The organism is Aeromonas allosaccharophila, assembly GCF_016026615.1.
Lineage (GTDB): Bacteria > Pseudomonadota > Gammaproteobacteria > Enterobacterales > Aeromonadaceae > Aeromonas > Aeromonas allosaccharophila.
This window is the reverse complement of sequence record NZ_CP065745.1, coordinates 1897345-1923944: the sequence shown is the minus strand read 5'-3', so window position 1 is coordinate 1923944 and position 26600 is coordinate 1897345. Positions and strand designations below refer to the sequence as shown.

25 protein-coding genes are annotated in these 26600 nt (G+C 61.0%); 6 read left to right on the top strand and 19 right to left on the bottom strand.

Annotated features, from left to right (window positions below; all coding sequences use genetic code 11):
* Positions 1-16: 16 nt before the first annotated feature.
* The 6 genes from I6G90_RS08475 to I6G90_RS08450 form a co-directional block, all read right to left on the bottom strand.
* Entirely contained in the window at positions 17-607 is a 591-nt protein-coding gene (locus I6G90_RS08475; RefSeq protein ID WP_139708929.1) for a nucleotidyltransferase family protein, read from the bottom strand.
* Positions 594-854, bottom strand: a complete 261-nt coding sequence (locus I6G90_RS08470; protein ID WP_005337747.1) for a GNAT family N-acetyltransferase — start codon at positions 852-854, stop codon at positions 594-596. The genes I6G90_RS08475 and I6G90_RS08470 overlap by 14 nt, the downstream gene beginning before the upstream one ends.
* A gap of 202 nt (positions 855-1056) precedes the next feature.
* Positions 1057-2241: an iron-containing alcohol dehydrogenase gene (locus I6G90_RS08465; RefSeq protein ID WP_197930743.1), complete on the bottom strand. Its 1185-nt coding sequence runs from the start codon at positions 2239-2241 to the stop codon at positions 1057-1059.
* An 18-nt stretch (positions 2242-2259) separates the two neighbouring features.
* On the bottom strand, positions 2260-2778 hold the full coding sequence (locus tag I6G90_RS08460; RefSeq protein ID WP_197930741.1) for a hypothetical protein: 519 nt from the start codon (positions 2776-2778) through the stop codon (positions 2260-2262).
* Positions 2759-3379 (bottom strand): TetR/AcrR family transcriptional regulator, encoded by a 621-nt coding sequence (locus I6G90_RS08455; protein WP_197930740.1) that lies wholly within the window; start codon positions 3377-3379, stop codon positions 2759-2761. Before I6G90_RS08455 ends, I6G90_RS08460 begins: the two co-directional genes overlap by 20 nt.
* Positions 3380-3390: 11 nt before the next feature.
* Positions 3391-4836, bottom strand: coding sequence for a coniferyl aldehyde dehydrogenase (locus tag I6G90_RS08450; protein ID WP_197930739.1), 1446 nt, complete (start codon positions 4834-4836; stop codon positions 3391-3393).
* Positions 4837-5048: 212 nt separating this feature from the next.
* On the opposite strand from I6G90_RS08450, the gene I6G90_RS08445 reads away from it, so the two are divergent.
* The 3 genes from I6G90_RS08445 to I6G90_RS08435 all read left to right on the top strand — a co-directional run bounded on the left by I6G90_RS08445 (position 5049) and on the right by I6G90_RS08435 (position 6976).
* A complete protein-coding gene (locus tag I6G90_RS08445; protein ID WP_042656987.1) occupies positions 5049-5342 on the top strand; it encodes a hypothetical protein in 294 nt (97 codons plus the stop codon).
* Between the two features lie 223 nt (positions 5343-5565).
* Positions 5566-6534, top strand: a complete 969-nt coding sequence (locus I6G90_RS08440; RefSeq protein WP_197930738.1) for a nucleoside hydrolase — start codon at positions 5566-5568, stop codon at positions 6532-6534.
* A gap of 106 nt (positions 6535-6640) precedes the next feature.
* A complete protein-coding gene (locus I6G90_RS08435; protein WP_042057852.1) occupies positions 6641-6976 on the top strand; it encodes a DUF3634 family protein in 336 nt (111 codons plus the stop codon).
* Between the two features lie 99 nt (positions 6977-7075).
* Here the strand turns inward: I6G90_RS08435 and I6G90_RS08430 are convergent, their stop codons facing one another.
* Positions 7076-8281 (bottom strand): c-type cytochrome, encoded by a 1206-nt coding sequence (locus I6G90_RS08430; RefSeq protein WP_197930737.1) that lies wholly within the window; start codon positions 8279-8281, stop codon positions 7076-7078.
* A complete protein-coding gene (locus tag I6G90_RS08425) occupies positions 8278-10203 on the bottom strand; it encodes an NAD(P)-binding protein (RefSeq protein WP_197930736.1) in 1926 nt (641 codons plus the stop codon). The genes I6G90_RS08430 and I6G90_RS08425 overlap by 4 nt, the downstream gene beginning before the upstream one ends.
* A gap of 368 nt (positions 10204-10571) precedes the next feature.
* Here I6G90_RS08425 and I6G90_RS08420 point away from each other — a divergent pair, with 368 nt between their 5' ends.
* Positions 10572-10946 carry a DUF805 domain-containing protein gene (locus I6G90_RS08420; protein ID WP_019446635.1) on the top strand — a complete coding sequence of 125 codons (375 nt, stop codon included), beginning with the start codon at positions 10572-10574 and terminating at the stop codon, positions 10944-10946.
* 65 nt (positions 10947-11011) lie between these two features.
* On the opposite strand, the gene tauD is transcribed toward I6G90_RS08420, so the two are convergent.
* The 8 genes from tauD to manA form a co-directional block, all read right to left on the bottom strand.
* Positions 11012-11863, bottom strand: coding sequence for a taurine dioxygenase (tauD, locus tag I6G90_RS08415; protein ID WP_197930729.1), 852 nt, complete (start codon positions 11861-11863; stop codon positions 11012-11014).
* Complete coding sequence (gene tauC, locus I6G90_RS08410; RefSeq protein ID WP_197930723.1) at positions 11860-12687, bottom strand: taurine ABC transporter permease TauC; 828 nt, start codon at positions 12685-12687, stop codon at positions 11860-11862. Before tauC ends, tauD begins: the two co-directional genes overlap by 4 nt.
* Positions 12684-13478, bottom strand: coding sequence for a taurine ABC transporter ATP-binding subunit (tauB, locus tag I6G90_RS08405; protein ID WP_408628317.1), 795 nt, complete (start codon positions 13476-13478; stop codon positions 12684-12686). Before tauB ends, tauC begins: the two co-directional genes overlap by 4 nt.
* Complete coding sequence (tauA, locus tag I6G90_RS08400) at positions 13479-14453, bottom strand: taurine ABC transporter substrate-binding protein (protein ID WP_182937784.1); 975 nt, start codon at positions 14451-14453, stop codon at positions 13479-13481. It abuts the gene before it with no gap.
* Positions 14454-14838: 385 nt separating this feature from the next.
* Positions 14839-15942, bottom strand: a complete 1104-nt coding sequence (locus I6G90_RS08395) for a YdcF family protein (protein ID WP_197930721.1) — start codon at positions 15940-15942, stop codon at positions 14839-14841.
* A gap of 322 nt (positions 15943-16264) precedes the next feature.
* A complete protein-coding gene (locus I6G90_RS08390) occupies positions 16265-17017 on the bottom strand; it encodes a DNA/RNA non-specific endonuclease (RefSeq protein ID WP_197930719.1) in 753 nt (250 codons plus the stop codon).
* Between the two features lie 233 nt (positions 17018-17250).
* A complete protein-coding gene (locus I6G90_RS08385) occupies positions 17251-19143 on the bottom strand; it encodes a PTS fructose transporter subunit EIIC (protein ID WP_197930717.1) in 1893 nt (630 codons plus the stop codon).
* 503 nt (positions 19144-19646) lie between these two features.
* Positions 19647-20846 carry a mannose-6-phosphate isomerase, class I gene (gene manA, locus I6G90_RS08380; RefSeq protein ID WP_197930715.1) on the bottom strand — a complete coding sequence of 400 codons (1200 nt, stop codon included), beginning with the start codon at positions 20844-20846 and terminating at the stop codon, positions 19647-19649.
* 133 nt (positions 20847-20979) lie between these two features.
* Between manA and I6G90_RS08375 the strand changes: the two genes are divergently transcribed.
* Together I6G90_RS08375 and icd are read left to right on the top strand one after the other, a co-directional pair.
* Positions 20980-21855 carry a helix-turn-helix transcriptional regulator gene (locus I6G90_RS08375; RefSeq protein WP_197930713.1) on the top strand — a complete coding sequence of 292 codons (876 nt, stop codon included), beginning with the start codon at positions 20980-20982 and terminating at the stop codon, positions 21853-21855.
* Positions 21856-22011: 156 nt separating this feature from the next.
* A complete protein-coding gene (gene icd / locus I6G90_RS08370; protein WP_197930711.1) occupies positions 22012-23265 on the top strand; it encodes an NADP-dependent isocitrate dehydrogenase in 1254 nt (417 codons plus the stop codon).
* Between the two features lie 75 nt (positions 23266-23340).
* On the opposite strand, the gene I6G90_RS08365 is transcribed toward icd, so the two are convergent.
* The 3 genes from I6G90_RS08365 to dsdX form a co-directional block, all read right to left on the bottom strand.
* A complete protein-coding gene (locus tag I6G90_RS08365) occupies positions 23341-23517 on the bottom strand; it encodes a hypothetical protein (RefSeq protein ID WP_111805851.1) in 177 nt (58 codons plus the stop codon).
* A 309-nt stretch (positions 23518-23826) separates the two neighbouring features.
* A complete protein-coding gene (locus tag I6G90_RS08360; protein WP_197930709.1) occupies positions 23827-25158 on the bottom strand; it encodes a D-serine ammonia-lyase in 1332 nt (443 codons plus the stop codon).
* A 16-nt stretch (positions 25159-25174) separates the two neighbouring features.
* Positions 25175-26512 (bottom strand): D-serine transporter DsdX, encoded by a 1338-nt coding sequence (gene dsdX / locus I6G90_RS08355; protein WP_197930707.1) that lies wholly within the window; start codon positions 26510-26512, stop codon positions 25175-25177.
* Positions 26513-26600 lie beyond the last annotated feature (88 nt).

Below are 26600 nucleotides of genomic sequence, written 5' to 3'. Positions count from 1 at the left end.
AAAGATTGCAATCAGGTTATGGCCAGTTTACCTGAAGGTCAGGCCAGATAGCCTGCCAGCGTTTCTCCTTGATGCGCTGGGTAAAAATCTGTTTGTCCTGGCGACATCTGGGGTTGGCACTCACTTGCAGCGACCAGTTGATGGCAAAGCCGTAGGGGGCGAGCCATTCGAACTCGCCATCCCGGGTGAGGCGAACTCCGATGCAGGTCGGCACTTCGACCCAGTGGCTCAGCGCCTCCAGACTGTTGGCAAACGGCGCCACCAGCTGGCGCGTGTGCATACGGGCCTGATTGCGCACCTCCCACTGCTGACCCGGCAGCCGTTTGGCTAGCCAGGCTTCGTGTTCCGCCTCGGCCAATCCTTGCGGATCGTTTTTATCGAGATAGATAAGGTCGATATCGTTGAGCGGGGTGGGCACCGCCTTGTGGTGAAGGTGATCCCAGATGAGGTTGCGGATAAAACCGGCTCCCAGCGCCCAGTCGGGCAGATTGAGTTCGGCCGCGGCTTGCAGGCAGGCCATCCGCTGCGGATCAGCCCGCAGCAGGGCTTCGGTTTTGGCTTGGTATTGCTGTTCGAGGGCGGTATTCAGAGGTTCAGTTGTTGGCATTGCGGCGTAACCAGACATCAATGTAACGGCAGCTCGGCACTATAGTGAGCCCCTCCGCCTGAGTCCAGTTGAAGAAGGCGCGCGCCAGCTGATCGGCAATCCCCTGTACCCGCAGCTCGGGCGGCACAAAGGTGCTGTAGGCATCGATGGTTTTGGCATCGAGCCGCCGGTAGCGCAGTCTCGACTCTTTCCCCTCCACCATACAGATGAACTGCTGCTGGTTGGCCTGATGAATGATGTCGCTCATGGTGGGCACCTCTGGCATAAAGTTGGGTCTCTCGGCACAACATAACTGTTAGCCAAGGTATAGAACAGATAATGAGAGCCCGTGGCCAATATCATGTGCTTTGGCATGGTGTGGTGTGAATATCGCGAGGTAGATCAAGATGCCCGATTGCTAGTCGGGCACCGCATTAGTGTCAGCCAAGAGTGCTGGCAAGGGGGCAGGATCAGGCCCAGGCCCGCTCCAGCAGGGTAAGTAACTGCTCACGGTCGGCGTCCTTGCGATTGAACAGCATGGCGCCGTCGTTGAGCGCCAGATCGCGTATCTCGGTCAGTAGCGAGCGATCGCTTACCCCCGCTTCGCTCATGGTGCGCGGCAGCTTGACCGCCTGCCACAAGGTATCGCGCAGGGTGCGAATGGCGGTGATGGTCGCCTCCGCCCGCTGGTGGGCCGGAGTGGCGGCAAAGCGCTCGGCCCCCACCAGCGGCAACAGCAGCCGGGCCAGCTCGTTATCCACCTCGGGGCGGTTGTAGTCGAGCACGGTGGGCAAAAAGAGGTTCATGCACAGCCCGTGGGGCAGATGGCAACGGGCCCCCAGACTGTGGCCGAGGGCGTGCACCAGCCCCACCATGGAGTTGGAGAAAGCCATGCCAGCCAGGGTGGAGCCTTCCGCCAGTTGCAGCCGTAGCTGTTTGTTCTGCGGATCGTGGATGATTTGCGGCAGGGCGCTGGCTATCTTCTCCACCGCCATCAGGGCCAGCGCATCGCTCACCGGGTTCTTGGCGGTGCCGATAAAGGCCTCGATGGCATGGGTCATGGCATCCATGGCGGTGGCGGCGGTGATATTGAGGGGCAGCCCCTGGGTCAGGCGCGGGTCGAGCACCGCCAGCTGGGGCAGCAGGAAGGGGGAGGTGAAGGGCACCTTGCGCCCGCTCGCCTCATCCTTGATCACCGCCACCAGGGTGACTTCTGATCCTGTGCCCGCCGTGGTGGGCACCACCGCCAGCGGCTTGAGGGGACGAGTCAGGCAACCGGCACCCGAGTAGTCGAGCAGATGATCCCCCCCCATGGAAGTGAGAATGTTCACCGCTTTGGCGGTGTCGATCACCGAACCGCCCCCCAGCGCCACCAGACTGTCACAGTCGAGCTCGCGATAGCGCTTGGCGATCCGCTCCACCACGGCGGTGGAGGAGTCGGCCGGGATCTCATCCCAAATGGCGGCAACCGGCAGATCCCCCTCGGCCAGCACATTGGCAAGCAGGGTGGCAAGACCGGTGGCATTGACCCCCTTGTCGGTCAGCAGCAGCGGGCGACGCGCCCCGAGGCTGGCCAGCTCGCTGGCCAGCTGCTCCAGCGCCTGTTCACCGGCCAGCAGTTTGACCGGGCAGAAGAAATCGTAATAGCGGCTCATTTCAAGGCTCCTTGCGCGTTAGCCGGTCACCAGACCCAGATAGATGTTGCAGGCCCGGCCGAATTTGTTGGTCGGGACGGGATAGTGGCGCAGCAGGGGCCGCGCGATAAAGGCGGGCAGGATCAGGGACTGCATCTGCTCGAGCCCCCGCACCAGTTGCATGGCGACGGTCAGATCCCCCTCCACCAACAGCCGGTTTTCACCAAACGCCTGATTGACCCCGAGCCGAAAGCTCAGGGTGCGAAAGGCGATATTGGGGTGCTTGAAGCGCACCCGCAGTGGATGGATGGTGGCATGCGGAGCGACTGGCGGACCGGGATACCAGCGGCCACCCTGCTTGTGCATGTTCATGGCGTAGCCGATGCCGCCCACTTCAAGGCGGATCGCCAGCCCGTCCGGCAACGGCGCCAATTCGCGGCGCACCGCCTCGTCGGTGCGGGCGGCGCGGCAGAGGGTGCGACCCACCACCCAGAGCAGGGTGATGATCCAGAGGTGGCGGCCAAGGGCGGCCGCAGATTCAAACATCCTTGTTTGCATGGGGATTGGCTCCTGATATGGCTGACCAGAAGAGGGCGAACGCACTGGCTTGCCAGTAGTCGTCCTGTCCCAGCTCCGGTTGATCGACAAACAGTGATGCGCAGGCGAGGAACTGGCCCTGACACACCTCCAGCAACAGTGGCGCGGGAGCCTGCATCAGCTCGCCGCTGGCCTGCCCCTTTGCCAGCAGGGCGGGCAGAAAGCGCAGGGCATCGTTCAGGATCTGGCTGCGGGCCGGTCTGGCCAGCAGCGGGGAGTGAAAGAAACCCAGCACAAATTTGAGTTCATTGGGGTTAGCCTGCATCCACTCCATCGCCAGTTGCCAGTAGTGGCGGGTCTGGTCGTACAGCGGCAGGGTGGGGTCTGCTTCATGGATGGCGGCCCCCATCCGGGTTTTCACATCCTGATAGAGCTGGAGGATCAGCGCCTCCTTGCTCGGAAAGTGGTGGAACAGGGTGCCGTTGGCTACCCCGGCCGCCTTGGCGATACGGGCGGTGGCGGCGCCCTGCAGGCCATCTTCGGCGCAGAGGGCGAGGGCGGCATCCAGGATCTGGCGGCGTTTGTCGGTCATGGCTGGTGGCGCTGGGATGGCCTGGTTCATGGTCGTCTCCATCAGCGCAGGAAGAAGGCCATCATCAGCTTCTGGATCCAGCTGTGGTAGGGCGGGTGGATCAGGGAGCCGGTAGTGAACTTGCCGCGGGTCAGCACGGTTTTCGCCTTGGAGAAGGTGAGGAACCCTTCGTGGCCGTGGTAGTGGCCCATGCCGGAGGCGCCGATGCCGCCAAACGGCACATCATCGGCGGCCACCTGAAACAGGCTCTCGTTGATCGCCATGCCGCCGGAGTGGGTCTCCCGGGTCACCCGCGCCTGCAGCCCGGGGTCGAAGCTCATCAAATAGAGGGCCAGCGGGCGGGGCCGCTCGGCCACATAGGCGAGCGCCTCCTCCAGCGTGTCGTAGGGGATCAGCGGCAGCAGCGGGCCGAAGATCTCCTGCTGCATCACCTGACAATGATGGGGCACCCCGGTCAGCAAGTGGGGCACCAGCAGGCGACGCTGGTCGTCACGGGCAGGGCTGCCACAGGGGTGGAGCTCGGCACCGGCCTGCTCGGCTTCATCGAGCCAGCTGACGAGGCGCTGATACTGGCGATCGTTGATGATGGCGCCGTAGTCGGCACTATTGAGCCCCTGCGGGTAGAGCTTGCTGAAGTGGCTGCGATAGGCGGCGATAAAGTGCCCCACCTCGCTGCGGGGCAGCAGCACATAGTCGGGGGCGACGCAGATCTGCCCGGCGTTGAGGCTCTTGCCGAAGATCATCCGCTCGACCGCGGTGGCCACCGGCATGTCGGGGGCGATGAGGCAGGGGCTCTTGCCACCCAGCTCCAGTGTCAGCGAGGTGAGCTGGGGTGCCGCCGCGGCCATCACCAGCTTGCCCACCATGGTGGAGCCGGTAAAGAGCAGGTGATCGAACGGCAGCGAGCTGAACGCGGCCGCCATCTGGGCATCCCCCTCGATGATGGCGATCTCGTGCTCGTCAAACACGCTGGTGAGCATGGTGCGCAGCACGGCGTTGGTATGGGGAGTGAATTCGGAGAGTTTCAGCATCGCCCGGTTGCCCGCCGCGATGGCGGTGATGAGGGGGCCAAGGCTCAGCATCACCGGAAAATTCCACGGCACTATGATGCCGACCACCCCGAGCGGCTGGAAGTGCACCTCGACCCGGGCGGGGGCTAGCAGCAGGCCGGTGTGGCGGCGGTGAGGCTGCATCCAGCGCTTGAGCCGTTTCTGGGTGTAGTTGATCTGCATGATGCAGGGCAGCACATCGGCGATCAGGCTGTCGTAGTGGCTGCGCTGGCCATAATCCGCTGCCAGCGCCTTGCACAGATCTCCCTTGTGGGCGAGCAGCGCCTGCTTGAGTTTGGTCAGCTGTGCCCGGCGTTCTGCCAGGGTGGGCATGGGGTGAGCCAGACTCGCCCGCTTGAGCCGTGCCAGCTGATCCGGCAAGGAGAGCTTGATGGCGAGGATATCCTCGGGAGTGTGTTGAAGCTGCGCCGCACCCATGTTGTTCTCCGCATGAAAAATGACCGACTGATTAGTCGGTCTGAATTTAGCTGTTTGTTACCGGAATGTAAAGCTGGCAAGCTCTCTCCCGCTCACCGCGAGCTGGACGCAAGAGAGAACTGTGTGCCTCCCCACACTTTTGTGGTTTGCTCGTTGGTGACTTATCCAATAAGGGGTAGTTTTTGGCTATTAACCTACACGGAGAGAGCACTATGACCAGGGAACTGAACAGCTTGTTGGCCCGGCTTGAAGATGTGGTTGAGCGGATGCCGGATTGCTTCAACACCTATGAGTTCGCCCAGAAGCTGGCGCTGCAATATCAGCCGGAGTTTTTTGCTGCGGGCCACTCTCTGGCCGAGCATGAGGGCAAGGTGCTGCGGGTGCTGCACCAGAAGATCGCCGAGGCGCTGGCGGGCAGCGAGGTGGTGATTGAAGGGGCGTTGCTCCCCTGCGTCACCCCCTGGGGAGAGAAGGCGACCTCACCGCGCTGGCATCGCAAGCACTGAGGGTCGCAGTCAGGCAGATTAGTGCCAGATAGCAGATAACGAACAACGATGAGTGGCGCGGCGCTGGCAACAGGGCCGCGCCGTTTTTTTGTGCTGATCGTCGCCAGCCGAGTGTCGTTGCCGGGAGCAAAGGCCCGGTCTGTGATCCCATGCCGGGATACGAGGCCGTCAGCCGGGTAGACTCTCCCTTTTGCCGCAGGGTTTGTCACCGTAGGAATTTCTCATGACCCATAAAATCATTCTGGATACCGACCCGGGTATCGACGATGCCATGGCCATCCTGTTTGCCGAGGCCCACCCCGCCATCGAGCTGCTCGCCATCACCACCGTGTATGGAAACGCCACCATCGCCAATGGCACCCGCAACGCCCTCTGGCTCAAACAGAAATATGGCATGAAGGCGGATGTGGCCAAGGGGGCCGCTGCCCCGCTGCTGCGCGAACCGGTCGGCCCCACCACCATAGTCCACGGCCCGAGCGGCTTTGGTGACATGGAGGCGGGGGAGGTGACTATCGCTCCGGATCCCCGTCCCGCCTGGCAATATATTGTCGAGGCGGTCAAAGCCGCGCCGGGGGAGATCACCCTCGTCACTATCGGCCCGCTGACCAATCTGGCGCTGGCGCTGCAACAGGCGCCCGAGATTGTCTCGCTGGTAAAACAGGTGGTGGTGATGGGTGGCGCGTTTGGCGTCAACGGCCATCGCGGCAACGTCACCCCCTATGCCGAGGCCAATATCCACGACGATCCCGATGCCGCCGACCGGGTCTTTACCGCCGACTGGCCGGTGGTGATCATCGGGCTGGACGTGACCCAACAGAGCTTCTTCAGCAGCGGCTATCTGGATGAGCTCAGGGATAAGGCAGGGGAGCCGGGCCGCTTCCTGTGGGATGTCAGCCGCTTCTACCTGCGCTTCTACTCCGAGAAGCTGGGGCTCTCCGGTTGTCACGTCCACGATCCGTCCGCCATCGCCTATGTCATCGACCCGACCCTCTTTACCCTGCGGGAAGGGCCGGTGCGGGTCATCACCAGCGGCCCGGCCATCGGTCATACCCTGCAAAAGTTTGATGGCAAGCGCCACTCCCACGATGACTGGGCTGAGTATCGCCCGCAGCAGGTCGGGGTAGCGGTGCGCGATGATGCGCTGCTGGCGCTCTATCGCGAGACGCTGGTGGGCTGGGGCAAGGATTGCTGAGCCAAGAGGCGGCATTGCGCTGACGCGGTGGCTGTGATCGGCGCCAAACAATCGGGGCGCACAGCCGCTTATACTGCCTGATATCAAGACCTTGGGAGGGATGAAGATGGCCTGGATTTCCTTGATCGTAGCGATTGCGCTGATCTGGTGGTTGATGAAGCTGGGGCGTGGCGCCCTGTTCGAGATCCGCCTTGCTCCCGGCAAGGTGGTGGTCAAGCAGGGCAAGGTGTCGCCTGCGTTTATTGAGCACGCCAAGCAGATCCTGCGCCACGACACGGTGCGCGGTCGCATTGTGGGGCAGCGCGATGGCGATGGTGTGAAGTTGATCTTCTCCCGCTCCATCCCCGAGCCGGTGGCCCAGCGTTTTCGCAATATCTTCCCCTATGGCGATTACCGCCAGCCGGCGGCGCCGCTGCCGGGCACCAAACCGCGCAAGGGGTGATCCCCTGCCAGCAGTTCACCAATAGCAAACGGGCCTCCAGTGGAGGCCCGTTTTTTATAGTGCTGCGCGATGCAATGGTGCTGCACTGGCGCCGGAGTTTTACTCCTTGCCGTGCAGCTCGCGCTGGGCCTTGACCGCCGCCGCCTTGACGGCGGTGCCTTCATTGCCCCAGGAGGCGCGCAGGGTGTTGACCAGCTCGGCGAGCCGCTCGTCATCCATGGTCCAGCCATAGCCCGGCATGTGGTAGCCGAGATGGCCCTGAGTAACCGGGGTCTCGGCGCCGTGCAGCAGCACGTTGATCAGGCTCGACGGATCGCTCGCCAGCACGGTGCGGTTGTTCACCAGCGAGGGGATGACATGGTCATTGCCCTGACCGTTGACCCCGTGACAGGTGGAGCAGTACATGGCGTAATCCGCCTTGCCGCTGGCACTGGCATAGGCACGGGCCCCTTTCTCCGCCACTTGTTCATCTTTCAGGTCGGTCAGATAGGTGGCGATGCTGGCCAGATCGGCGTCGCTGAAATACTGGCTGCTGTGAGTGATCACTTCCCCCATGGGGCCTGCGATCGCTTCATGCTGGCTGCGGCCGGTTTTCAACAGGTCGATCAGCGCCTGCTTGCTGTAACGGCTGCCGCGAATGTCGGGAGCATACCAGCCATCCAGCGCCGCACCGCTCAGGTAGACGGGGTCCGCCTCGGTCAGCGCTTTCTCCTGCATCCCCAATCCGCGCGGAGTGTGGCAGCTGCCGCAGTGACCGGCGCCCTGCACCAGATAGGCGCCACGGTTCCACTCCTCGCTCTTGCCGGCCACCGGGGTGAAGCGGCTGTCATCGTGGTAGAGCCAGTTCCAGCCCATCAGCGGCCAGCGCATGTTGAGCGGCCAGGGGATGTCGCTCTCCTTGTTGGCGATGGCCAGCGGCTGCACTTCTTTCATCAGATGGTGATAGAGATCTTCGAGATCCTTATCGCTCATCTTGGCGTAGGCGGTGTAGGGCATGGCCGGGTAGAGGCGATGCCCGTCGCGGGCCACCCCTTCGCGCATCACCTTGATGAACTCCGGCAGGCTGTAGTTGCCGATACCGTGAGTCTTGTCGGGGGTAATGTTGGTGGCAAATACGGTGCCGATGGGGGTCGGGAACCCTTTGCCGCCAGCCAGCGGCTTGCTGGTCTCGCTGGTGTGACAGGCGGCGCAATCGCCGAGCTTGGCCACGTATTCCCCCGCAGACATGGCGGGGGCTGCGTTGGCGGCAAGGGCGGGCAGGGCCAGCAGCAGGGCGCTGGCCGTCAGTGACAGGGCGCGGCTCATTGGGCACCTCCCTTGCTGATGGCCACCAGCTCGTTGACGGCGCGCCACGCTTCGTCGATGGCGGCGTGGGCGTAGGGGCTCCAGCCTGCATCCGAGTTGGCGATGGTGATGTTGCCAATTGGCTGGCGACCCAGCTCAATCCATTTTTCGCACTGCGCTTCGTCATCAAACAGGGTGTTGGTGACATAGGAGTAGCCGTGAGACCAGCGGTTGACCGTGATGGCGAGGATATCCTGCTCATGGTTGAAACCGGCGCTGCCCAGCATTCCCTGCAACTGCTCGCGGATCATCTGCTCATGCTGCTCGAACGGCATGCCGAGGATCATGGCGCGCCCCTTGCGGGACTGCTCGCGGGCCGACAGGCCGCTGCCCGGCAGGGTCGGTACATAGACCATGTGCAGGCACATCGGCTGATCCGGGCTCTTGGGATGCTCGTAGCCACCCATGCTGACCGGATAGTCGAGCTTGACCCGGCTGTAGGGGGCCGCGGGGGAGTAGACCTCGTGTACCCCGAGCTTGACGAAGGCTTGCCAGTTTTTGATAACCACCTTGGTGTAGACCAGCGGCGCCTTGGCATTCTGGCGCAGCGCCTCCTTCTGGGGCTCCGGCATCTCGGGCACCATGTAGGGGATCATCATGTTGTAGCCCGCCATGACTGACTGCTTGGCCCGTACCCGATGCAGTTTCCCCTCCTTGATGTAGGTGACATCTACCGCCAGCTTGCCGTCGGCGAGGCGCACGTTTTTGGCCTGCAACGCCGTGCTGCCAAGGCGCAGTTGCACCTTGTGTTCCGGCAGGTCGAGCTTGCCGTAGTCAAACTTGGCCAGCACCACATCCTGCATGGTGTGACCCGGTGCCACTTGCGGGATGAGCTTGCGCACCATCAGGCGGGTGAGACCGGCGTTGCCATCGGGGAAGTGGAAGATGTAGGGGTCGTCCAGCTCCGCCTGCTCCTCGGCATCCAGCGGCGTCAGATTGAGGCCGTCGAAGCCCGGCAAGGCACAGAGGCGCGCATCGGCGCAGGCGGTGGCGTCGATGCCGACCGCCTGGAAGTCGTTGGTGCGCTGCTGGAAGTAAGTGATCGCCCGTTCGCTGAGACCCACTTTATCGCGCAGGAAGGTGGTGTAGCTGTTGCGGATTACCCACTCATCCTGTTGCTCGCGGGTCATGCCGCTCAGGTAGTCGATCTTCGATTCGTGCAGGGCCAACAGGGCAGCCTTGTCGGCATCATCGAGGGGGAAGTCACCGATAAACTCTGCCAGCGGACGGCCATTCAGGCGATCGCGGGGGATGTCGTCCGCCACGTTGTGGCCCGGATCCCCGTTCACTATCTTGTTGACGCCAAAGTGCTTCTCATCGAAATAGACGCCGCGGCTGAGCCCCAGATCCGGATAGAAGGTCTGCTGGAAACCGGCGGCCAGCTCGTCGATATTGACCTCCAGCGCCTTGAGCAGACCGAGCGCCACCGGGCTGTAGACCGAACGCGGTGATTGCAGGGACTCACTGCCGCCGTAACCCAGACGCAGGCCATCGGGGGTGGTGAACTCGTTGCGCTTGGCGTGGCCGCCGAAGTCATCGTGGTTGTCGAGCAGCAGGATCTTCTTATCCGCGCCAAGCAGTTGCTGATAGAAGCAGGCGGCGGCCAGCCCGCTGATCCCGGCGCCGACGATCACTAGATCGTACTCCCCCTCGAGGGGGATATTGGCGAAGTCATACTGTTTGCCGTCACGGGCGATGCTGTGGGCCGGTTCGAAAGAGCCAGGATGGTTGCCGCGCAGGCCGGTCAGGGCGGGCGGGTAGGCCAGGGTTTTATCCGCCAGCGCGCTGCCGCCTTCGGCAGCCTTGAGCAGATTGATGGGGGCGATGCCTGCCGCAATGGTGATGGCAACGCCGTTGAGAAAATCTCTGCGTGTAATACTCATGGCTATCCCTGTGTTAGGAGAAGTAATGAATAAGTGGATTCATTATGGGAGGGAGACACAGATCCTGTTCAGGATTGGGCGCCGAATCTACCGTTATCCTCACGCTGAGTCCATACGATTGCTAATGGATTATTAAGCACCATTTTCCTGCTTGTGACGAGAGTGATGCGCTGATGGGGATGATTTGCCCTGTTGCAGGGGCGCAGCTCTCCCCGGTTCGGGCCGGTCAATCATTGCCGCAGCTGATTAGTTTGGGAGGCGTTCGGGCATCCTTGTCGACTCGGGGGGATGATCGCGTTAAGCTCTTAACTACTTGTTTTATCGACTCTCTTTTTACTCACTGGCGTAACAGCCACTCTGGAGGCGCAATGAACTGGTATATCTCGGTCCTCAAGCAATATGCGGTATTCAGCGGGCGGGCTCGCCGCACCGAATACTGGATGTTCGTGCTGTGCAACGTCATCGTCATGCTGCTGCTCGGCATGGTGGACAAGCTGATCGGCGGCGACAAGGAGCTGATCAGCTCGATCTATTCGCTGGCGGTGCTGCTGCCATCGCTGGCGGTGGCGGCCCGTCGCCTGCACGACACCGACCGCAGCGCTTGGTGGCTGCTGCTCGGGCTCATCCCCATTATCGGCACCCTGGTGCTCATCTACTTTATGGTGTGCAACGGCCAGCAGGGGCCGAACCGCTTCGGTGACGATCCCAAAGCGGCCCCCTCGCAGGGCTTTATCGTCAGCTGACAGGTGCGGTGAAACGTACAAACGAAAGAGGGAGGCAAGATGCCTCCCTCTTTCGTTGTTGGGCGTCAAGAGGCGCGCCAGAACGGTTTGTCGCCGAGCACGGTCGCCCGATGCATGATGCGCCGGGCTGGCAGATAGTCGGCGTTGGCATAGTGCTGGGTGACCCGATTGTCCCAGATGGCGATGTCGTTTTCTTGCCAGCGCCAGCGTACCTGATACTCGGGCTTGCTGACATGCTTGAACAGGAAGGCGAGCAAGGCCTCGCTCTCTTGCCTTGGCAAGTCGGGCAGGCGGGTGGTGAACCCTTCGTTGACAAACAGGGCCTGACGGCCACTGAGGGGGTGGGTACGGATCACCGGGTGGCGCAAGGGAGGATGGCGGGCTACTGCCTCCTGCCAACGTCCGTACTCCTCCGGGCTACCAGTGTGGCGATGGGCCGGGAACGACTTGCTGAAGTCGTGTTCGGCCTCCAGTCCCGCCAGCAGTTGTTGCAGCCTTGGGGAGAGCCCCTCGAAGGCGGCGATACCGCTGGCCCACAGGGTGTCTCCACCGACCGGAGGCAACTGCTTGGCGGCTAGGATGGCCAGCGCCGGGGGCGTCTCGATAAAGGTCACATCGGTATGCCAGTTGTCGTTGTCCGGTGGATTATCGTTGTGGGTGTCGAGCACGATGATCTCTTCGGCCTCGGGTGCATGGGGATAGATGGGGTGGATGTGCAGATCGCCGAAGCGGTTGGCCAGCGCCCGTTGAGCCAGAGGTGTGATTGGCTGGTCCCGAAAGAACAGTACCTGATGGCTCAACAGGGCCTGATGGATCTGCCTAAAGTGGCTATCGCTCAAAGGTTCAGCCAGTTGAATGCCGCTGATCTCGGCACCGATGTGGGGGCCGAGGGGGGTGATACGCAGGGTATTGCTCATAGTCCTTCTCCATGCCACGGCGTCAGGCGACGCTGCAGCGCACGTAAACCAAGTTCCAGAATGAAGGCGATCAGGGCGATCACCAGAATGCCCGCCAGCACTACGTCGGTGGCGAGAAACTCGCCAGCGGATTGCACCATAAAGCCCACGCCACGGGTGGCGGCGATGAGCTCGGCCGCCACCAGGGTGGACCAGCCGACCCCGAGCCCGATGCGCAGCCCGGTCAAGATTTCCGGCAGGGCGCCGGGCAGGATGACGAACCACAACACCTGCCAGCGGGTGGCGCCCAGCGCCTGGGCGGCCCGCAGTCGCACCTGCTGGGCGCTCTGCACTCCCGTCAGGGTTGCCATGGCCACCGGCGCGAAGATGGCGAGATAGATGAGCAGCACCTTGGATGTCTCGCCTATGCCAAACCAGATCACCATGAGTGGCAGGTAGGCGAGCGGGGGGACCGGTCGGTAGAGCTCGATCAGCGGATCCAGCATGCCGCGCACCGTGGGGCTCAGCCCCATGGCAATCCCCACCGTTACCCCGAACAGGGCCGCAGCTATCAGGGCGATCAGGATGCGCTGCAAGCTGGCCGCGAGATGCTGCCACAGGGTGGCATCCATGAATCCCTGCGGCCCGGCAATGGTGATGAACTGGTGCAGAACCTGCTCGGGAGGCGGCAAAAATAGAGGGCTTATCCAGCCAAGGTGCGCCACCAGCCACCAGATAGCCAGCAGGGTGGTCAGGCTAAGCAGGCTCACGCCAAGCCGGCGTGACAGGGGCCAGCGCAGGCGCACAGTGGCAGGGACTGTCGAGGATGAGAGGGCGGCTGTCATGCAAACACCTCCCGTTCGGCGAAGACCCTGCTGAGCACATATTCACGCTGCTCGATGAAGGCGGGATCCGACTTGATGCTGCGGCACGACTCCCCGGCGGCGAAGCGGCGGCCAAAATCCAGGGTCAGCCGCTCGGTGATCCGGCCCGGGGCAGGAGAGAGCAGCACCAGCTCGGTCGCCATGAATACCGCCTCCTCGATGTCGTGGGTGATGAGCAGCACCTGGCGGCGCTGCTCGTGCCACAGGCGCAGCAGCAGGGTCTGCATCTGCTCGCGGGTGAAGGCGTCGAGGGCGCCGAAGGGCTCGTCGAGCAGCAGCAGTTGCGGCTGGGTGGCCAGCGCCCGAGCGATACCGACCCGCTGACGCTGACCGCCGGAGAGCTGCCAGATGGGTTTGGCATGAGCCTCTTCCAGCCCCACCTTGCGCAACATGGCCAGGGCTCTCGCTTCGCGCTCCGGGCGGGGCAGACCGGCCAGCTGTAGCCCGAAAGCCACGTTGTCCAGCACGTTGCGCCAGGGCAGTAGTCCCTCGTTCTGGAACACCACCCCCCGCTCGGCACCGGGGCCGGTCACCGGTTTGCCTTGCAGGCTGATCTCGCCCTGATGGTGGGTGAGAAAGCCTGCGATAAGGTTGAGCAGAGTGGTTTTGCCGCAGCCGGAGGGGCCGAGTACCACCATCAGCTCCCCCGCTTCCAGCGTGAGGTTGATGTTGTCGAGCACCCGTTTGCCGTCGTAGTCGGCACAAAGGTGGGTGAGTTGCAGCATGGCAGCCTCCGGGTTACTTGGGGTCATTCAGCGGGCCTGGGCCTTGACGAAACGGTCGGTGACGTACTGGCTGTAATCGCTGCCGGCGCTCTGTACCTTGCCTTGCTCCTTGAGGAAGCGGGCGGTGTCCACTATGGTCCGGTTCACCAGTGCGGCGAGCTCGTCGCTCTGCTGCCGGGCAGTCAGGTAGGTGTTGCCTTTGACCAGCCCGGGAACCTCTGCGGCTGGGACGCCGCTCAGTGTTGCCAGCTTGGCGAGGTTGTCCGGCTGTGCCAGCCAGCCTGCCGGGTTGTCCAGATAGCCGCGCTGGGCCGCCAGGGTGCTGTTGACGAAGGCCTGCACCACCTCGGGGTGAGCTTTGGCAAACTCCTTGCGTACCACCCATACATCGAGCGTGGGCGCGCCCCATTCACCCACCTGGGCCGAGTCGGTCAGCACCTTGCCCTCCTTGGCCAGTTCATTGAGGGCCGGAGCCCAGACGTAGGCGCCATCTATGTCACCCCGTTGCCAGGCAGCGATGATGGCGGGCGGCTGCAGATTGACTATCTGCAGGCTAGCCGGATCCACGCCCCAGTGTCTGAGGGCGGCCAGCAGGCTGTAGTGGGTAGTGGAGGTAAAGGGCACGGCGATGCGTTTGCCAGCCAGTGCTTTGGGGGAGGCGAGCTCTGGCTTGACGACCAGCGCTTCCGAATTGCCGAGTTTGGAGGCGAGCAGGAACACCTCGATCGGTACCTGCTGGCTGGCGGCCACCGCCAGCGGGCTGGAACCGATATTGCCGATCTGCACATCGCCGGAAGCGAGCGCCCGCACCACGCTGGCACCACTGTCAAACTTGAGCCACTTCACCTTGGCGCCACTGTCGCGGGCAAAGGTGTTGTCGGCTTGAGCCACCTTGGCTGGCTCGGCCGAGGTCTGGTAAGCCACTGTCACGTCGACGGCGTGGGCCTGCAGGCTGAGAAGGGCGAGGGCTGTCAGCCAGAGAGAATATCCTTTTCCTATCATGATGCTATTCCGTTATCCGGGGGGTGGAATAGCCGTTTTCCCATTTATTGGCCTGACAATGAAATAACGAAAATATTGTTGTGGCGAGCAATGGTTCTTAGAAAAAGAGCGGTAAATCAATGCATTTATTTATATATCCCAATCATCGCAGTCGATATTTGTCAGGCGAGAAACGTCGTCTGGATATGTTCCTCGCAGTGAGATTGTCCACCTGATACATGGGGGATGGCCACCTCGCCTTGTCAGACAAAAGACGGGGCGAGCGATAGCGATACGGAACGATAAGCGATGGCGGTAAAACGAAAGCCGTTGGGGCAATGCTAAAACCCGCCGGGGTGGCGGGCTTTATGGTTTATCACGGATGGTTCAGCGTGAACCCGGCTGATCAACGCTCAATCAGCGGGGCGGAGCGGTAACTCCACATGCCGTAGGTGCGCAGCACGTCGCGGTAGATGCCGAGCAGCTCGCTATCGCTCGGGGTGGCCAGCTCTTCGAGAGGCTTGTCGGGGTAGCTGACGCTCGCCACCTTGATGTTGGCCGGGCCAATCTGGTCGCAGGCGATTTCCAGCACCGTCTGGCCGCGGCGCACATGGCTGGCGGAGCTCACCAGCACCGCATAGTCAATCTGGTGGCGGGCGAGGGCATAGGCGCTGTAGAGGGCGTTGTCCACCGTGCTGGTGGCGTAGTTCTCTTCAATCAGGCGGCTGCGGTCGATGCCGTGGTTGGCCAGCCAGTCAGCCATCAGCTTGCCCTCGGTCTGGCGGTTCTGCGGCACGCCGCCAGTCAGGATGATCAGCGCCTCCGGGTCGGCCTTGGCCAGCGTCAGGGTGGTTTGCAGGCGGCCCAGCAGGATCTTGTCCATGCTGCCGTCGGGATTGAGGGCGTAGCCCAGAGTGACGATGGCGCGTTTGCCCTCCCTGGTGGCCTTGAGCTGATCCTCGGTCAGTTCGGTCTGCAGCGGGGCGGCGGTGATCCGCTGCACCCGGGCGATGATCTCCTCCAGATCGGCGGCGCGGCCGCCGTTGCGATCCGCCACTTTCGCCAGATAGCTGCGGGAGGCCTCCTTGTTGCCCTTCACCAGCTGCCAGATGGCGAGATAGCTGTTGATGTCGAGATCATCGGGAGCGACGGCCTGTGCCTGCTCCAGCAAGGTGATGGCGCGGCTCAGGTTGCCGTTGTAGATCTGGGCGTTGGCCGCCGAGATCAGCAGGTCGGTGCGGTAGGGCTCGAGCTGGTAGGCGGCCAGCAGCCGCTCGGTCACCAGCTCCATATTGCTCGGCATCTTGGCGGTAAAACCGGCGTGGGAGATCTTGGCTGGCGACTTGTAGATCTGCAGCGCTTCGCCGAGCAGCATGTCCACCGCCTGCCGTTTGCTGACCAGGGTATTGAGGTCGTGCTCCATCTGCATCGAGCTCTCGGCTGCTTGCAGGGCGAGGGGCGAGAGCGCCAGCAGGCTGCCGAGGGTGAGGGCAAGAAGGGTCTGTTTCATCAAAAGGTCCTCTGTCGGGCTGAATCGCGCTGTGGCGCCGCGGTTTGCGGGCCGATGCGACGAGGCAAATGTGCGTCAATTCAGTCTGTTAGTGCCAAAGAGGGGGCAATATAGCAGCTAACGGCGCAGTAAACTGTGAATCGGGACGGGTCGTCGGGTGATGCCACACCAGTGGCCGAAAAAGTGGCAGCAAAGGGTCGGCAGCCATCTGAAAAGGGCAGGGGGAGCGTGATTCCCCCTGCTGCGAGGGGCGCTGGCCCCTCCCTCTATCGCGATGCAAGATAGATGGGGTGTCAATCCATCTGCGGGTGAGTGTTCGCGGTCAGTTCCACATCGGGGAGACGCGGGCTTCCAGCGTCTCTTGCTGCTCTTCGGGCATATCGCTGAAGAAGTTGAGCTGGGTCTGCTCCTCCACCTCACGCACCGAGACCCGGTAGTCGGCGATCTGGCTGATGGGCACCTCTTGCTGCGGCATGATAAAGGCGATGGCCTGCAGCTTGGCCGGGTCCATCACGATCTTGTAGTAGGCGCTCGGGATCGCCACACCCTGACCGATGGACTCTTCAGAGCCGGTAAAGATGGGGCCGGTGATCACCTGCACATCCTTGCGGGAGACAGCCCACTTGTTCACCTTGTCCTCCAGCACGCGCCACGCCTTCTGGTTGAGCACCCCGATCTGCGGCGTCATGTTGCTCAGCAGGAAGCTCTCTTTCATGGTGTTCTTGTTCGATTTCATGTCCCCCGCCGGGGCCTGATGGCCACGGTCGTAACCCGAGCCCTTGTAGTCGGAGAGGGTGGCGCGATAGGCAACCGGGATCTCCCTGTCCTCGGCGAAGGCATCCTTGCGCGGCACTGTGCCCTGTGCGCTCTGGGCAGTCATCCGGTAGGAGACCCAGTCCGCCACCTTGTAGTCGTAGTTGTAGCCGACGGCATACCCTTCACGGCAGAGCTTCTGATCCGATTCGGAGGGGAGGCCAAAGCGCACGTGCTCGCCGCACTCCCAGTGGGCGGCCAGCAAGGGGGTGGTCGTGAGGGTGAGGGTAACAGCCAGAACCAATTTATTGATTTTTATCATTTTTGTGATGCTCCAGTTTAGTAGGCGGAGCCATTTGACATGAGATCTGACCAGCGCTTCAATTGCTGTTTTTTTACACGTCACCGTTCTGTGACGGCTCGCCAAAATCCGTGATGTGACTGGTTAATATGTTTTAAATCAGTGGCTTGGTCGGTGGGATGATATGCGGTTGTTCGGCAGGAAACGAAAAGGGGCCCGTGATGGGCCCCTTGTACTGAGTGGTCTGACTGCTATCAGGCGGCGTTTGCCTTGTTACCCAGAGTGCGGGCCAGCAGACCTTCCGGATTGTGAATCGCCTCTTTGGTCTTCACATCGATGACTTCGATATTGGTGAAGCGCTCACGGTATTTGATGGCCACATCGTGGGCGAAGATGACGCAGCGTGCGTTGGCGACATCCTTGGCGGTGATGCGGTTGATGATGCCGTTGGCGCCCTGAGTCTCGACCTTGATCTTGATCCCCTGCTGGGCAGCGGCCTTCTGCAGGCTCTTGGCGGCGAGGAAGGTGTGGGCAACGCCAGACGGGCAGGCAGTGATGGCCAGTACGTCCGCTTCCCCTTCCGCTTCAATGACTTCGAAGCTGGTTTGGGTGGTAGTGACGTCATCTTCTTCGCTCACCGGCTTTTTCAGCAGGTTGACGATGACTGCAGTGGTCAGGGCGCCGAGGATGGTACCCAGGATGTAACCCATCTTGCCTTCAACAACCGGCAGGACAATCCAGCCACCCCAGGGGGCGTGGTTGATACTGTGCATCATAAAGCCGGTGATGTTGCCGACGATACCGCCTGCGACGATGGCCGGGATAACACGCATGGGGTCAGCAGCGGCAAACGGGATGGCACCTTCACTGATACCGATCATGCCCATGATGGCGGCCGCTTTACCGGATTCACGCTCCTCTTTCTTGTAACGCTTCGGAGACATGAAGGTAGCCAGTGCCATACCCAGCGGCGGCACACAGATGGCGATACCGACGCCGCCCATCAGCCAGGGCTGGGTGTTGACCTGAGTCTGGGCAAACAGGGTAGCAACCTTGTTGACCGGGCCGCCCATATCGAAGGCGGTCATACCACCCAGAATGGCACCCAGCATCACTTTACCTGAGCCCGCCATGCTGGAGAGCCAGTGGTTCATCCCTTCCATCATGGCGGCGATCGGGGCACCGATCCCCCACATCACGATGCCACACACCAGGAAGGTACCGATCAGCGGATAGATGAAGATGGAACCGAGCGAGGTCATGGAGTCAGGCAGCTTGATCCGTTTGAGCTGATTGACCACGAAACCGGCGATAAAGCCCACCAGAATGGCACCGAGGAAACCGGTTTGATAGTGCTGAACGGCAATCCAGGAGCCGATCATGCCCGGGGCCAGGCCCGGTTTGTCAGCCAGCGAGTAGGCGATGTAGCCACCCAGCACGGCGGTAAACAGGGTCAGACCGGCGATACCCATGGTCGCCATGTCTTTGAGGAAGCCCACTTCCGGCACGGCGCCCTTGCCGCTCAGCATCACCGACAGCGACAGCAATACACCGCCCGCCACGATGAAGGGGATCATGTGGGAAGTACCAAACAGCAGGTGCTGCTTCATGGTGTTGAGGCGATCCTTGAAGGTGCGCTCTTCGGGTTCGGCCGGTGCAGTGGCAGCCGGTTTGGCGGCTGGCGCCGGTTTTTCCATTTTCGGACCTTGCTTGAGCAGGGTCAGGGCTTGCTCGACAGTGGTGGCCGCTTTCATCTGCTCGATAAAGCCCGGCTCCAGCAGACGGGTAGAGAGCTCCGCCAGCACTTCGATGTGGTGGTTGGCGCCGCCATCCGGGGAGGCGATCATGAAGATCAGCTGGGTCGGCTTGCCATCTTCGGCGCCGTACTCGATACCTTGACGGCTGACACCGATGGCAATGGCCGGGCGGCTGACCGCCTTGCTCTTGGCGTGGGGCAGGGCGACACCTTGCTCGAAGCCGGTGCAGTCCAGCTGCTCGCGGGCCCAGACATCTTTGACGAATTGCTGTTGATCAGACACGGCGCCATCGCGCGCCAGCATCTGTGCCATCTCGTCGAACAGGGCCTCCTTGCTGGTGGCCTTCAACTCCAGGCAGATGAGTCTGCCGTTGGTCATGGTGGGTAACATATTACACTCCTGGCTCCGTTGCCGAGCCGCATGATGTGGGAACAATTGACCTGGATATTGTTCTCCTGTTGGCGCTAGGCCGAAATCGGATAAATGTGCCGTTTACTGGATTTTTGTGCTGGCAAGAATGAGCTGTGACCGCCATCTCGTTTTAGTGAGATGATTCAATGCGATGTGAATTTCAATTTATCACTTTAATATCAATTGATTGTGATTGTGTTGCTCATGCGAAGTCTTATCTAAGTGTCCAGGTCGATGATGAATTTGCTGTGATGGAATGGATATTTGTGTGATTTGTTATGGCTCAATAGTGTGAGCTGGTTGGCAAATAGCAGGCGCCGCAAGTGACTTCATTGTCATTAGTTGGGAGGGAGATGACTCTGCGGGTCTGGTCAACCGCGTTGTTAACCGGTGAAAGGGGATGGCAGGGGATAAAAAAACAAGGGCCATCATTGATGGCCCTTGTGCATGTTCGGATGGGGCGTCGCCCCGGGATGTGCCCGTTAGCAGCGGTTGCCTGCGCGGGCGACCCGTCCTTCGGCCAGCAGTTGATAACTGCCGGTCGCCGCAGGAATAAAGGCGGATTGGCCCTTTTCCAGACGCAGTGACTGCTCGCCTTGTTTGAGGTGCACGGTGCCATCGATGGCAAACAGGATCTCGGCGCTGGCAGTGGTGAGCTGATGCTCGCCCGTCGGATAGACGCTGAAGGTAAAGTCCGGTACCGGCACATCGAAGTGTTGCACCGCACCGTCACAGCGGGGGGCCAGCAGGATCTGGTCGTCCGGTTTGGGCAAGCAGCGGGTGCAATCCAGCAGCTCTGCCACATCGATATATTTGGGGGTGAGACCGGCGCGCAGCACGTTGTCGGAGTTGGCCATGATCTCGAGACCCGTGCCGCGTACATAGGCGTGGGGGGTGCAGGCATCGAGGAACATCGCCTGACCGGGCTGGAGGGTCACTACGTTCAGCAGCAGCGGCGAGAAGAGTCCCACATCTCCCGGGTACTGGGTCGCCAGACTGGTGATCAGCGCAAAGGTCTCCTCATCCTGATGGTTGGCGGCATAGGCCAGCAGCCCGGCCAGCGCCTCATCCTTGCTCTCACCGCAGAGGATCAGCAGCTGGTGGAAGAAGTGCTGCAGGCCTGCTTCATCCTGTGACTGGCGCAGCGCCGCGGTCAGATCGGCCAGCGCGGGCAGCGCCATGCGATCGAACAGGGCCAGGATGGCCGGGATGGCGCGAAAGCCGTTCATCGCCTGATAGGGGGTGAGGGCAAAGACCAGCTCCGGTTTGTGGTTTGGATCCTTGTAGTTGCGATTGCTCGCCTTGATATCGATGCCTGCGGCCTCTTCTTTGGCAAAGCCCGCTTCGGCCTGAGCCTTGCTCGGGTGCACCTGAATAGATAAGGCCTTCTCGGCACACAGCACCTTGAACAGAAATGGCAGGCTGCCAAAACGAGCGAGGGTAGCATCACCCAGCGCAGCAGCGGGGGCTGCGTCGATCAGGGTGGAGAGCTTCTGCGCACTCCCTGCCAGCGTGACTTCAGAGCAGCCGTTGGGGTGAGCGCCCATCCACAGCTCTGCCTGAGGTTTGCTTTGCGGGTTGGGAATGCCAAACAGGGTAGTCAGAGAGTCATGGCTGCCCCAGTCGTAGCCTTGAATCGGGTTTTGCATCAACAGAAAGGAGGGCAGATCGCTACTGCTCATAAGGGATGCCTCATTTAGTTTGAAGAAATGTGTTCGTGTGAAGAAAAGGGTGGAATTGATAGTCCGTGCCGGACTATAACATGGGCCATTGCGCGCGCCGCAATCGCTTGCCTCTCTCTTGATCAGGATCACCATGAGTATCATCTTCAACCAGCTGCTCGACGGCGCACTCGGCGAACAGGTTCCTTTTGACCAAATCTGGTTTGCCAGCGAACAGGGGGTGCCACCCAGCTTCAGTTATCAGGTCAACTTTCCCCGCCTCGAGCTGGTCTTTAGCGGTGAGTATCTCAACCAGATTTGGGACAGGGAGGGTGGTTGCAAGGAGATCTGCGTGTTGCCGGGACAGGCGCTCTATATCCCTCCCAATGGCTGGAACAAGCCGCTCTGGACCACCGACTGCTCGGTGCTGAGCCTGCTGTTTGGCAAACGCCAGCTGGGGTTCAGTCTGGTGAGCAAGCGCCGTGAAGACCCGGACTTTTTCGATGTGCAAAAGCACAGCATCATGGCGCGGGCGGGCCATGTGATTGAACATATTCTGGCGGCGCTCAACGTGCTGACCGAGGATCCCGGTCGCTCCCCCACCGATGACCATCTGCTACAGGCATTGCTGGCGAGTGCTCGTCAGCTGCTGCTGGAGTCCGCTGCGGATCGACCACGAGGGGCTGAGCTTTTTCACGGGATCTGCATCTATATCCAGGAGAACTTTCACCGTCCCATTACTCGTGACTCCATCGCTGGCCGCTTCAATGTGTCTGCCAGCCATCTCTCCCACCTGTTTCGTGAACAAGGTCATATGCGCCTTGCCGATTACATCAGCTGGGTGCGGATAGACCGGGCCAAATTCATGCTGAAAAAGTACCGCTTCCGCCTTGAGGAAGTGGCGAGTCGCTGCGGTTACAGCGACGTGAACTACTTCTGTCGGGTGTTTAAACAGAAGACCGGGTTGACCCCTTCCCAGTACCGCTCCCTGAGTCAGCCGCAGGCGGCGGCCAGCGAGCTGGAGGGATAACGGGGCGGGGTCGGGGAGGCGTGGTGACGGCGCACTGGCGGGTGGCTACCTCTTTGGTCTGACATGCTTTCTTGTCGTTTTATTATGAAAATGAATGGGCTAAGATGGCCGCGCGCAACAAACAAGTTGATAACAAACGGAAGTTAGGAGATGCCGATGGAAAGCAAAGTAGTAATCCCGACCCAGGGTCAGAAAATCACAGTCGATGCCAACGGCAAGCTGCAGGTTCCCAACCATCCGATCATTCCGTTTATTGAAGGGGATGGCATCGGTGTTGATGTAACCCCGGCCATGTTGAATGTGGTGAATGCTGCGGTCGAGAAAGCCTACAAGGGCGAGCGCAAGATCGCCTGGATGGAGATCTATACCGGCGAGAAATCGACTCATATCTATGGCGAAGGTGCCTGGCTGCCGGCCGAAACCCTGGATTTCATTCGCGAGTACTGCGTGGCCATCAAGGGCCCGCTGACCACGCCGGTCGGTGGCGGTATTCGCTCCCTCAACGTGGCCCTGCGTCAGGAGCTGGATCTCTACATCTGCCTGCGTCCGGTGCGTTACTACGAAGGGACCCCGAGCCCGGTCAAACGTCCGGATCTGACTGACATGGTGATCTTCCGCGAAAACGCCGAAGACATCTACGCCGGTATCGAGTGGAAGGCCGACAGCGCCGAAGCAAACAAGGTGATCGCCTTCCTGCAAAACGAGATGGGCGTGAAGAAAATTCGCTTCCCCGAGTCCTGCGGGATCGGTATCAAGCCGATGTCCAAGGCCGGTACCGAGCGTCTGGTACGTGCCGCCATCGAGTATGCCATCGACAACGATCGCGACTCCGTGACCCTGGTGCACAAGGGCAACATCATGAAGTTCACCGAAGGTGCCTTCAAGGATTGGGGTTATGCTCTGGCCCAAAGCGAGTACGGTGCCCAGCTGATTGACGGCGGCCCCTGGTGCTCCTTCAAGAACCCGAAAACCGGCAAGACCATCGTGGTCAAGGATGTTATCGCCGATGCCTTCCTGCAGCAGATCCTGCTGCGTCCGGCCGAGTATGACGTCATCGCCTGTATGAACCTCAACGGCGACTACATCTCCGACGCGCTGGCCGCTCAGGTGGGTGGTATCGGTATTGCGCCGGGTGCCAACATCGGTGACGGCGTGGCGCTGTTCGAGGCGACTCACGGTACTGCGCCGAAATATGCCGGTCAGGACAAGGTCAACCCGGGCTCCCTGATCCTCTCTGCCGAGATGATGCTGCGCCACATGGGCTGGGTCGAAGCGGCCGATCTCATCATCAAGGGGATGGAAGCGGCCATCGCCAACAAGACCGTCACCTATGACTTCGAGCGTCTGATGGAAGGTGCCACCCTGCGCTCCTGCTCCCAGTTCGCCCAGGACATGATCGATCAGATGTAATGATCGGTTGAGGGTCAGAAATGCAAAACCGGCGCCATGAGCGCCGGTTTTTTTATCGGTGAAGAGCGAAGGGGCTTATTGCGCCTGCTCTACGTGTTGCTGGTAGCGTTGCTGCCATTTGCTGGTTTCTGCTTCATCACCCTGTGCCTTCCAGAAGGCGCAAATGGTGTTGGCAAGTTCCGAAGCCATCGCGTGATCTCCGTCACGGCGACTCATGAGATAATCACCCAGCCAGCCTTGATATTGTTTCATTACCCGATCTCCTTATCTCATGTGCCCTTGATGGTGTCCTCTCTGATGGGAACCGGATGGCTCGCCATGAGGGGTGACATCACCAGACATGATGGTGCAGAGTCACGACCCGGGCAGAGTGCCCGATGGGCAATCTGGCGGCGAACGTGACGCGAGATGTCAAAAAACGAGCGCTATTTTAGCACAAACTGAGCAACTTGGGGAAATTGTCGCCACGGATTGCAATGGATCGGCCCCATCCCCTTGTTCCCAAAACAGAAAACCCGCCGTGATGGCGGGTTTGTTTGCAGATAAATGTGGCGAAACAGCCTAGATCTTGGCGCTGGCCAGGTATTTGGCCATCTCCTCGGCGGGCACCATGCCACCACCGGTGGCCCATACCAGATGGGTGGCCTGTGCCATGGTGGTCGCATCGAAACCACGCGCCGCCTGCCACTCCGGGTTGGCCGCCACGCGCCACGGGCCTGTCATACCCGCCAGGGCGGACGGTTCGAGTTTGATCTGCTCATCGCGCGCCAGCAGTCCCAGCAGGTCATACATCTCCTGATCGCTCAGGGTGTAGAAGCCATCCAGCAGCCGCTCCATGGCGCGGCCGACGAAGCCGGAGGCGCGTCCTACCGCCAGACCATCGGCGGCGGTGAGGTTGTCGATACCCAGATCCTGCACCGCAATGGCATCGTGCAGCCCGGTGTGGACTCCCAGCAGCATGCAGGGAGAGTGGGTGGGTTCGGCGAAGAAGCAGTGGACGTTGTCCCCGAACGCGAGCTTGAGACCAAATGCCACGCCGCCCGGGCCGCCGCCTACGCCGCAGGGCAGATAGACGAACAGCGGGTGCTCGGCATCCACCTTGATGCCCAGCTCGTCGAACTGCTTTTTCACCCGCTCGCCCGCGACCGAGTAGCCGAGGAACAGGGTGCGGGAGTTCTCGTCGTCGATAAAGAAGCAGTTGGGATCGCGCTCGGCCTCTTTGCGACCCTGTTCCACCGCTACCCCGTAATCTTCGGCATATTCGACCACGATCACCCCATGCTCGCGCAGCTTGCGCTTCTTCCACTCCCGCGCATCGGCAGACATGTGGACGGTGACGGTAAAGCCGAGCTTGGCACTCATGATGCCGATGGACATGCCGAGGTTGCCGGTGGAGCCCACTGCAATGCTGTACTGGCTGAAGAACTGGCGAAACTCGTCCGTGAACAGTTTGCGGTAGTCATCCTCTTCGCAGAGCAGTCCGGCTTTGATGGCTAGTTGTTCGGCATGGGTCAGCACCTCGTAGATACCGCCGCGCGCCTTGATGGAGCCGGAGATGGGCAGGTGGCTGTCTTTTTTCAGCAGCAACTTACCGGTCAATTCAACCCCATAACGCTCATTGAGGGTGCGTTGCATCGCCGGAATGGCCGCAATCTCTGACTCCAGAATGCCATTGCTGACGCGGGTCTCCGGGAAGGCTTCGCACATGTAGGGGGCAAAGCGGGCCAGGCGGGCGGAAGCGTCCGCCACATTGTTGTTATCGAGCCCGACATAGGGCAGACCGACTGCCAGGGTGGTGGCGTTGGGGTTGAACCAGCTGACCTGCTCGAGATCAATCAGGGATTGCACCAGCGGAAATTGTTTGGTGAGCTGTTGTACGTCGATGTTTTTCATAAGGTTCTCGGTCTTGTTACACGATATAGGAGAGCAGGAAAGTACCGGCCAGTGCCATCAGGGAGGCAACAAAGGTGGCGGTGGTGTAGTACTTGAGCGTTTCGTTCAGGGTGGCACCGCAATACTGCTTGACCAGCCAGAACAGGGAGTCGGTCACCATGGTGCAGCCAATGGCACCGGAGCCGATGGCCAGCGTCATGATCTCCGGGCTGATATTCGGGTAGTGCACCATGATGGGGGAGACAATGGCGGTGGCGCCCATCATGGCGACGGTAGCGGAGCCCACGGCGGCGTGCAGCACGATGGCCACCAGCCAGGCCAGCAGAATGGGGTGCATGTCCAGCTGGGAGAGGATGGTGGCCAGAGAGTCGCCCAGGCCACTTGCCTTGAGTACCCCGTTGAAGGCGCCCCCCGCGCCGATGATCAGCAGAATGTTGGCGATGGAGGAGAAGCACTCCTCGGTCTTTTTGAGCAGTCCTTCCATCTTCATCTGCTGGCGGATCCCCAGCACGTAGTAGGCGGTGAAGGCGGCGATAAACATCGCGGTGATAGGGTTGCCGATAAACTCCAGCACAACATAGAGGCTGCTGGCGTGATCCATATTGAGCTCGGCCACCGTCTTGGCCAGCATCAGCAGGATGGGCAGCAGCACGGTAAAGAGTGAGGCGCTTAAGGTCGGGAGAGTTGCCTCATCGCGCGCCTTGATGTCGGCAAAGGCGGCGGGCACCTCCTTGAACGGCACCCGTTTGCCCAGCAGTTTCAGGAACAGCGGGCCGCCCACCAGCGAGGCAAACAGCCCGACCGCGAGGCCATAGACGATGACGGAACCGATATCGGCACCCAGCTGATTGGTGACATAGAGGGCGGCAGGGTGAGGCGGCACGATGCAGTGCACGGCCATCAGGGCGGTACAGAGCGGAATGGCCAGGGTCAGCAGCGAGGTTCTGGTTTTACGGGCGATGGAGAAGGCGAGCGGAATGAGCAGTACCACCCCCACTTCGACAAACAGGGTGATGCCGCACACCAGACCCACCAGCACCATGATGACCTGGGGCGAGAGCCAGCGGCATTGCTGCAGGGCGAGACCGATGCGCTCTGCCGCGCCAGATACTTCCATCATTTTGCCGAGTATGGTGCCAAGGCCGATGACGGCAGCGAGAAAGCCCAGGGTGCCGCCAATCCCCTCTTCCATGGCACTGACCATCTTGAGAGGATTCATCCCCATCAGGGTGCCGACATAGAAGCTTGCCAGCAGCAGGGCGAGGAAAGGGTGTACCTTGCCCTTCACTATGGTAACCACGATAAGAATGATGCTGCTTAGCAATGTAGCGATGACCCACAATTCTGAACTCATACTGCGCCTCGACATCTGTTATGTGTGATTGTTTATGCGCTATTGAATGAAAATGGCGGGTCGCTGACAAATGATGAAATTCGGCTCT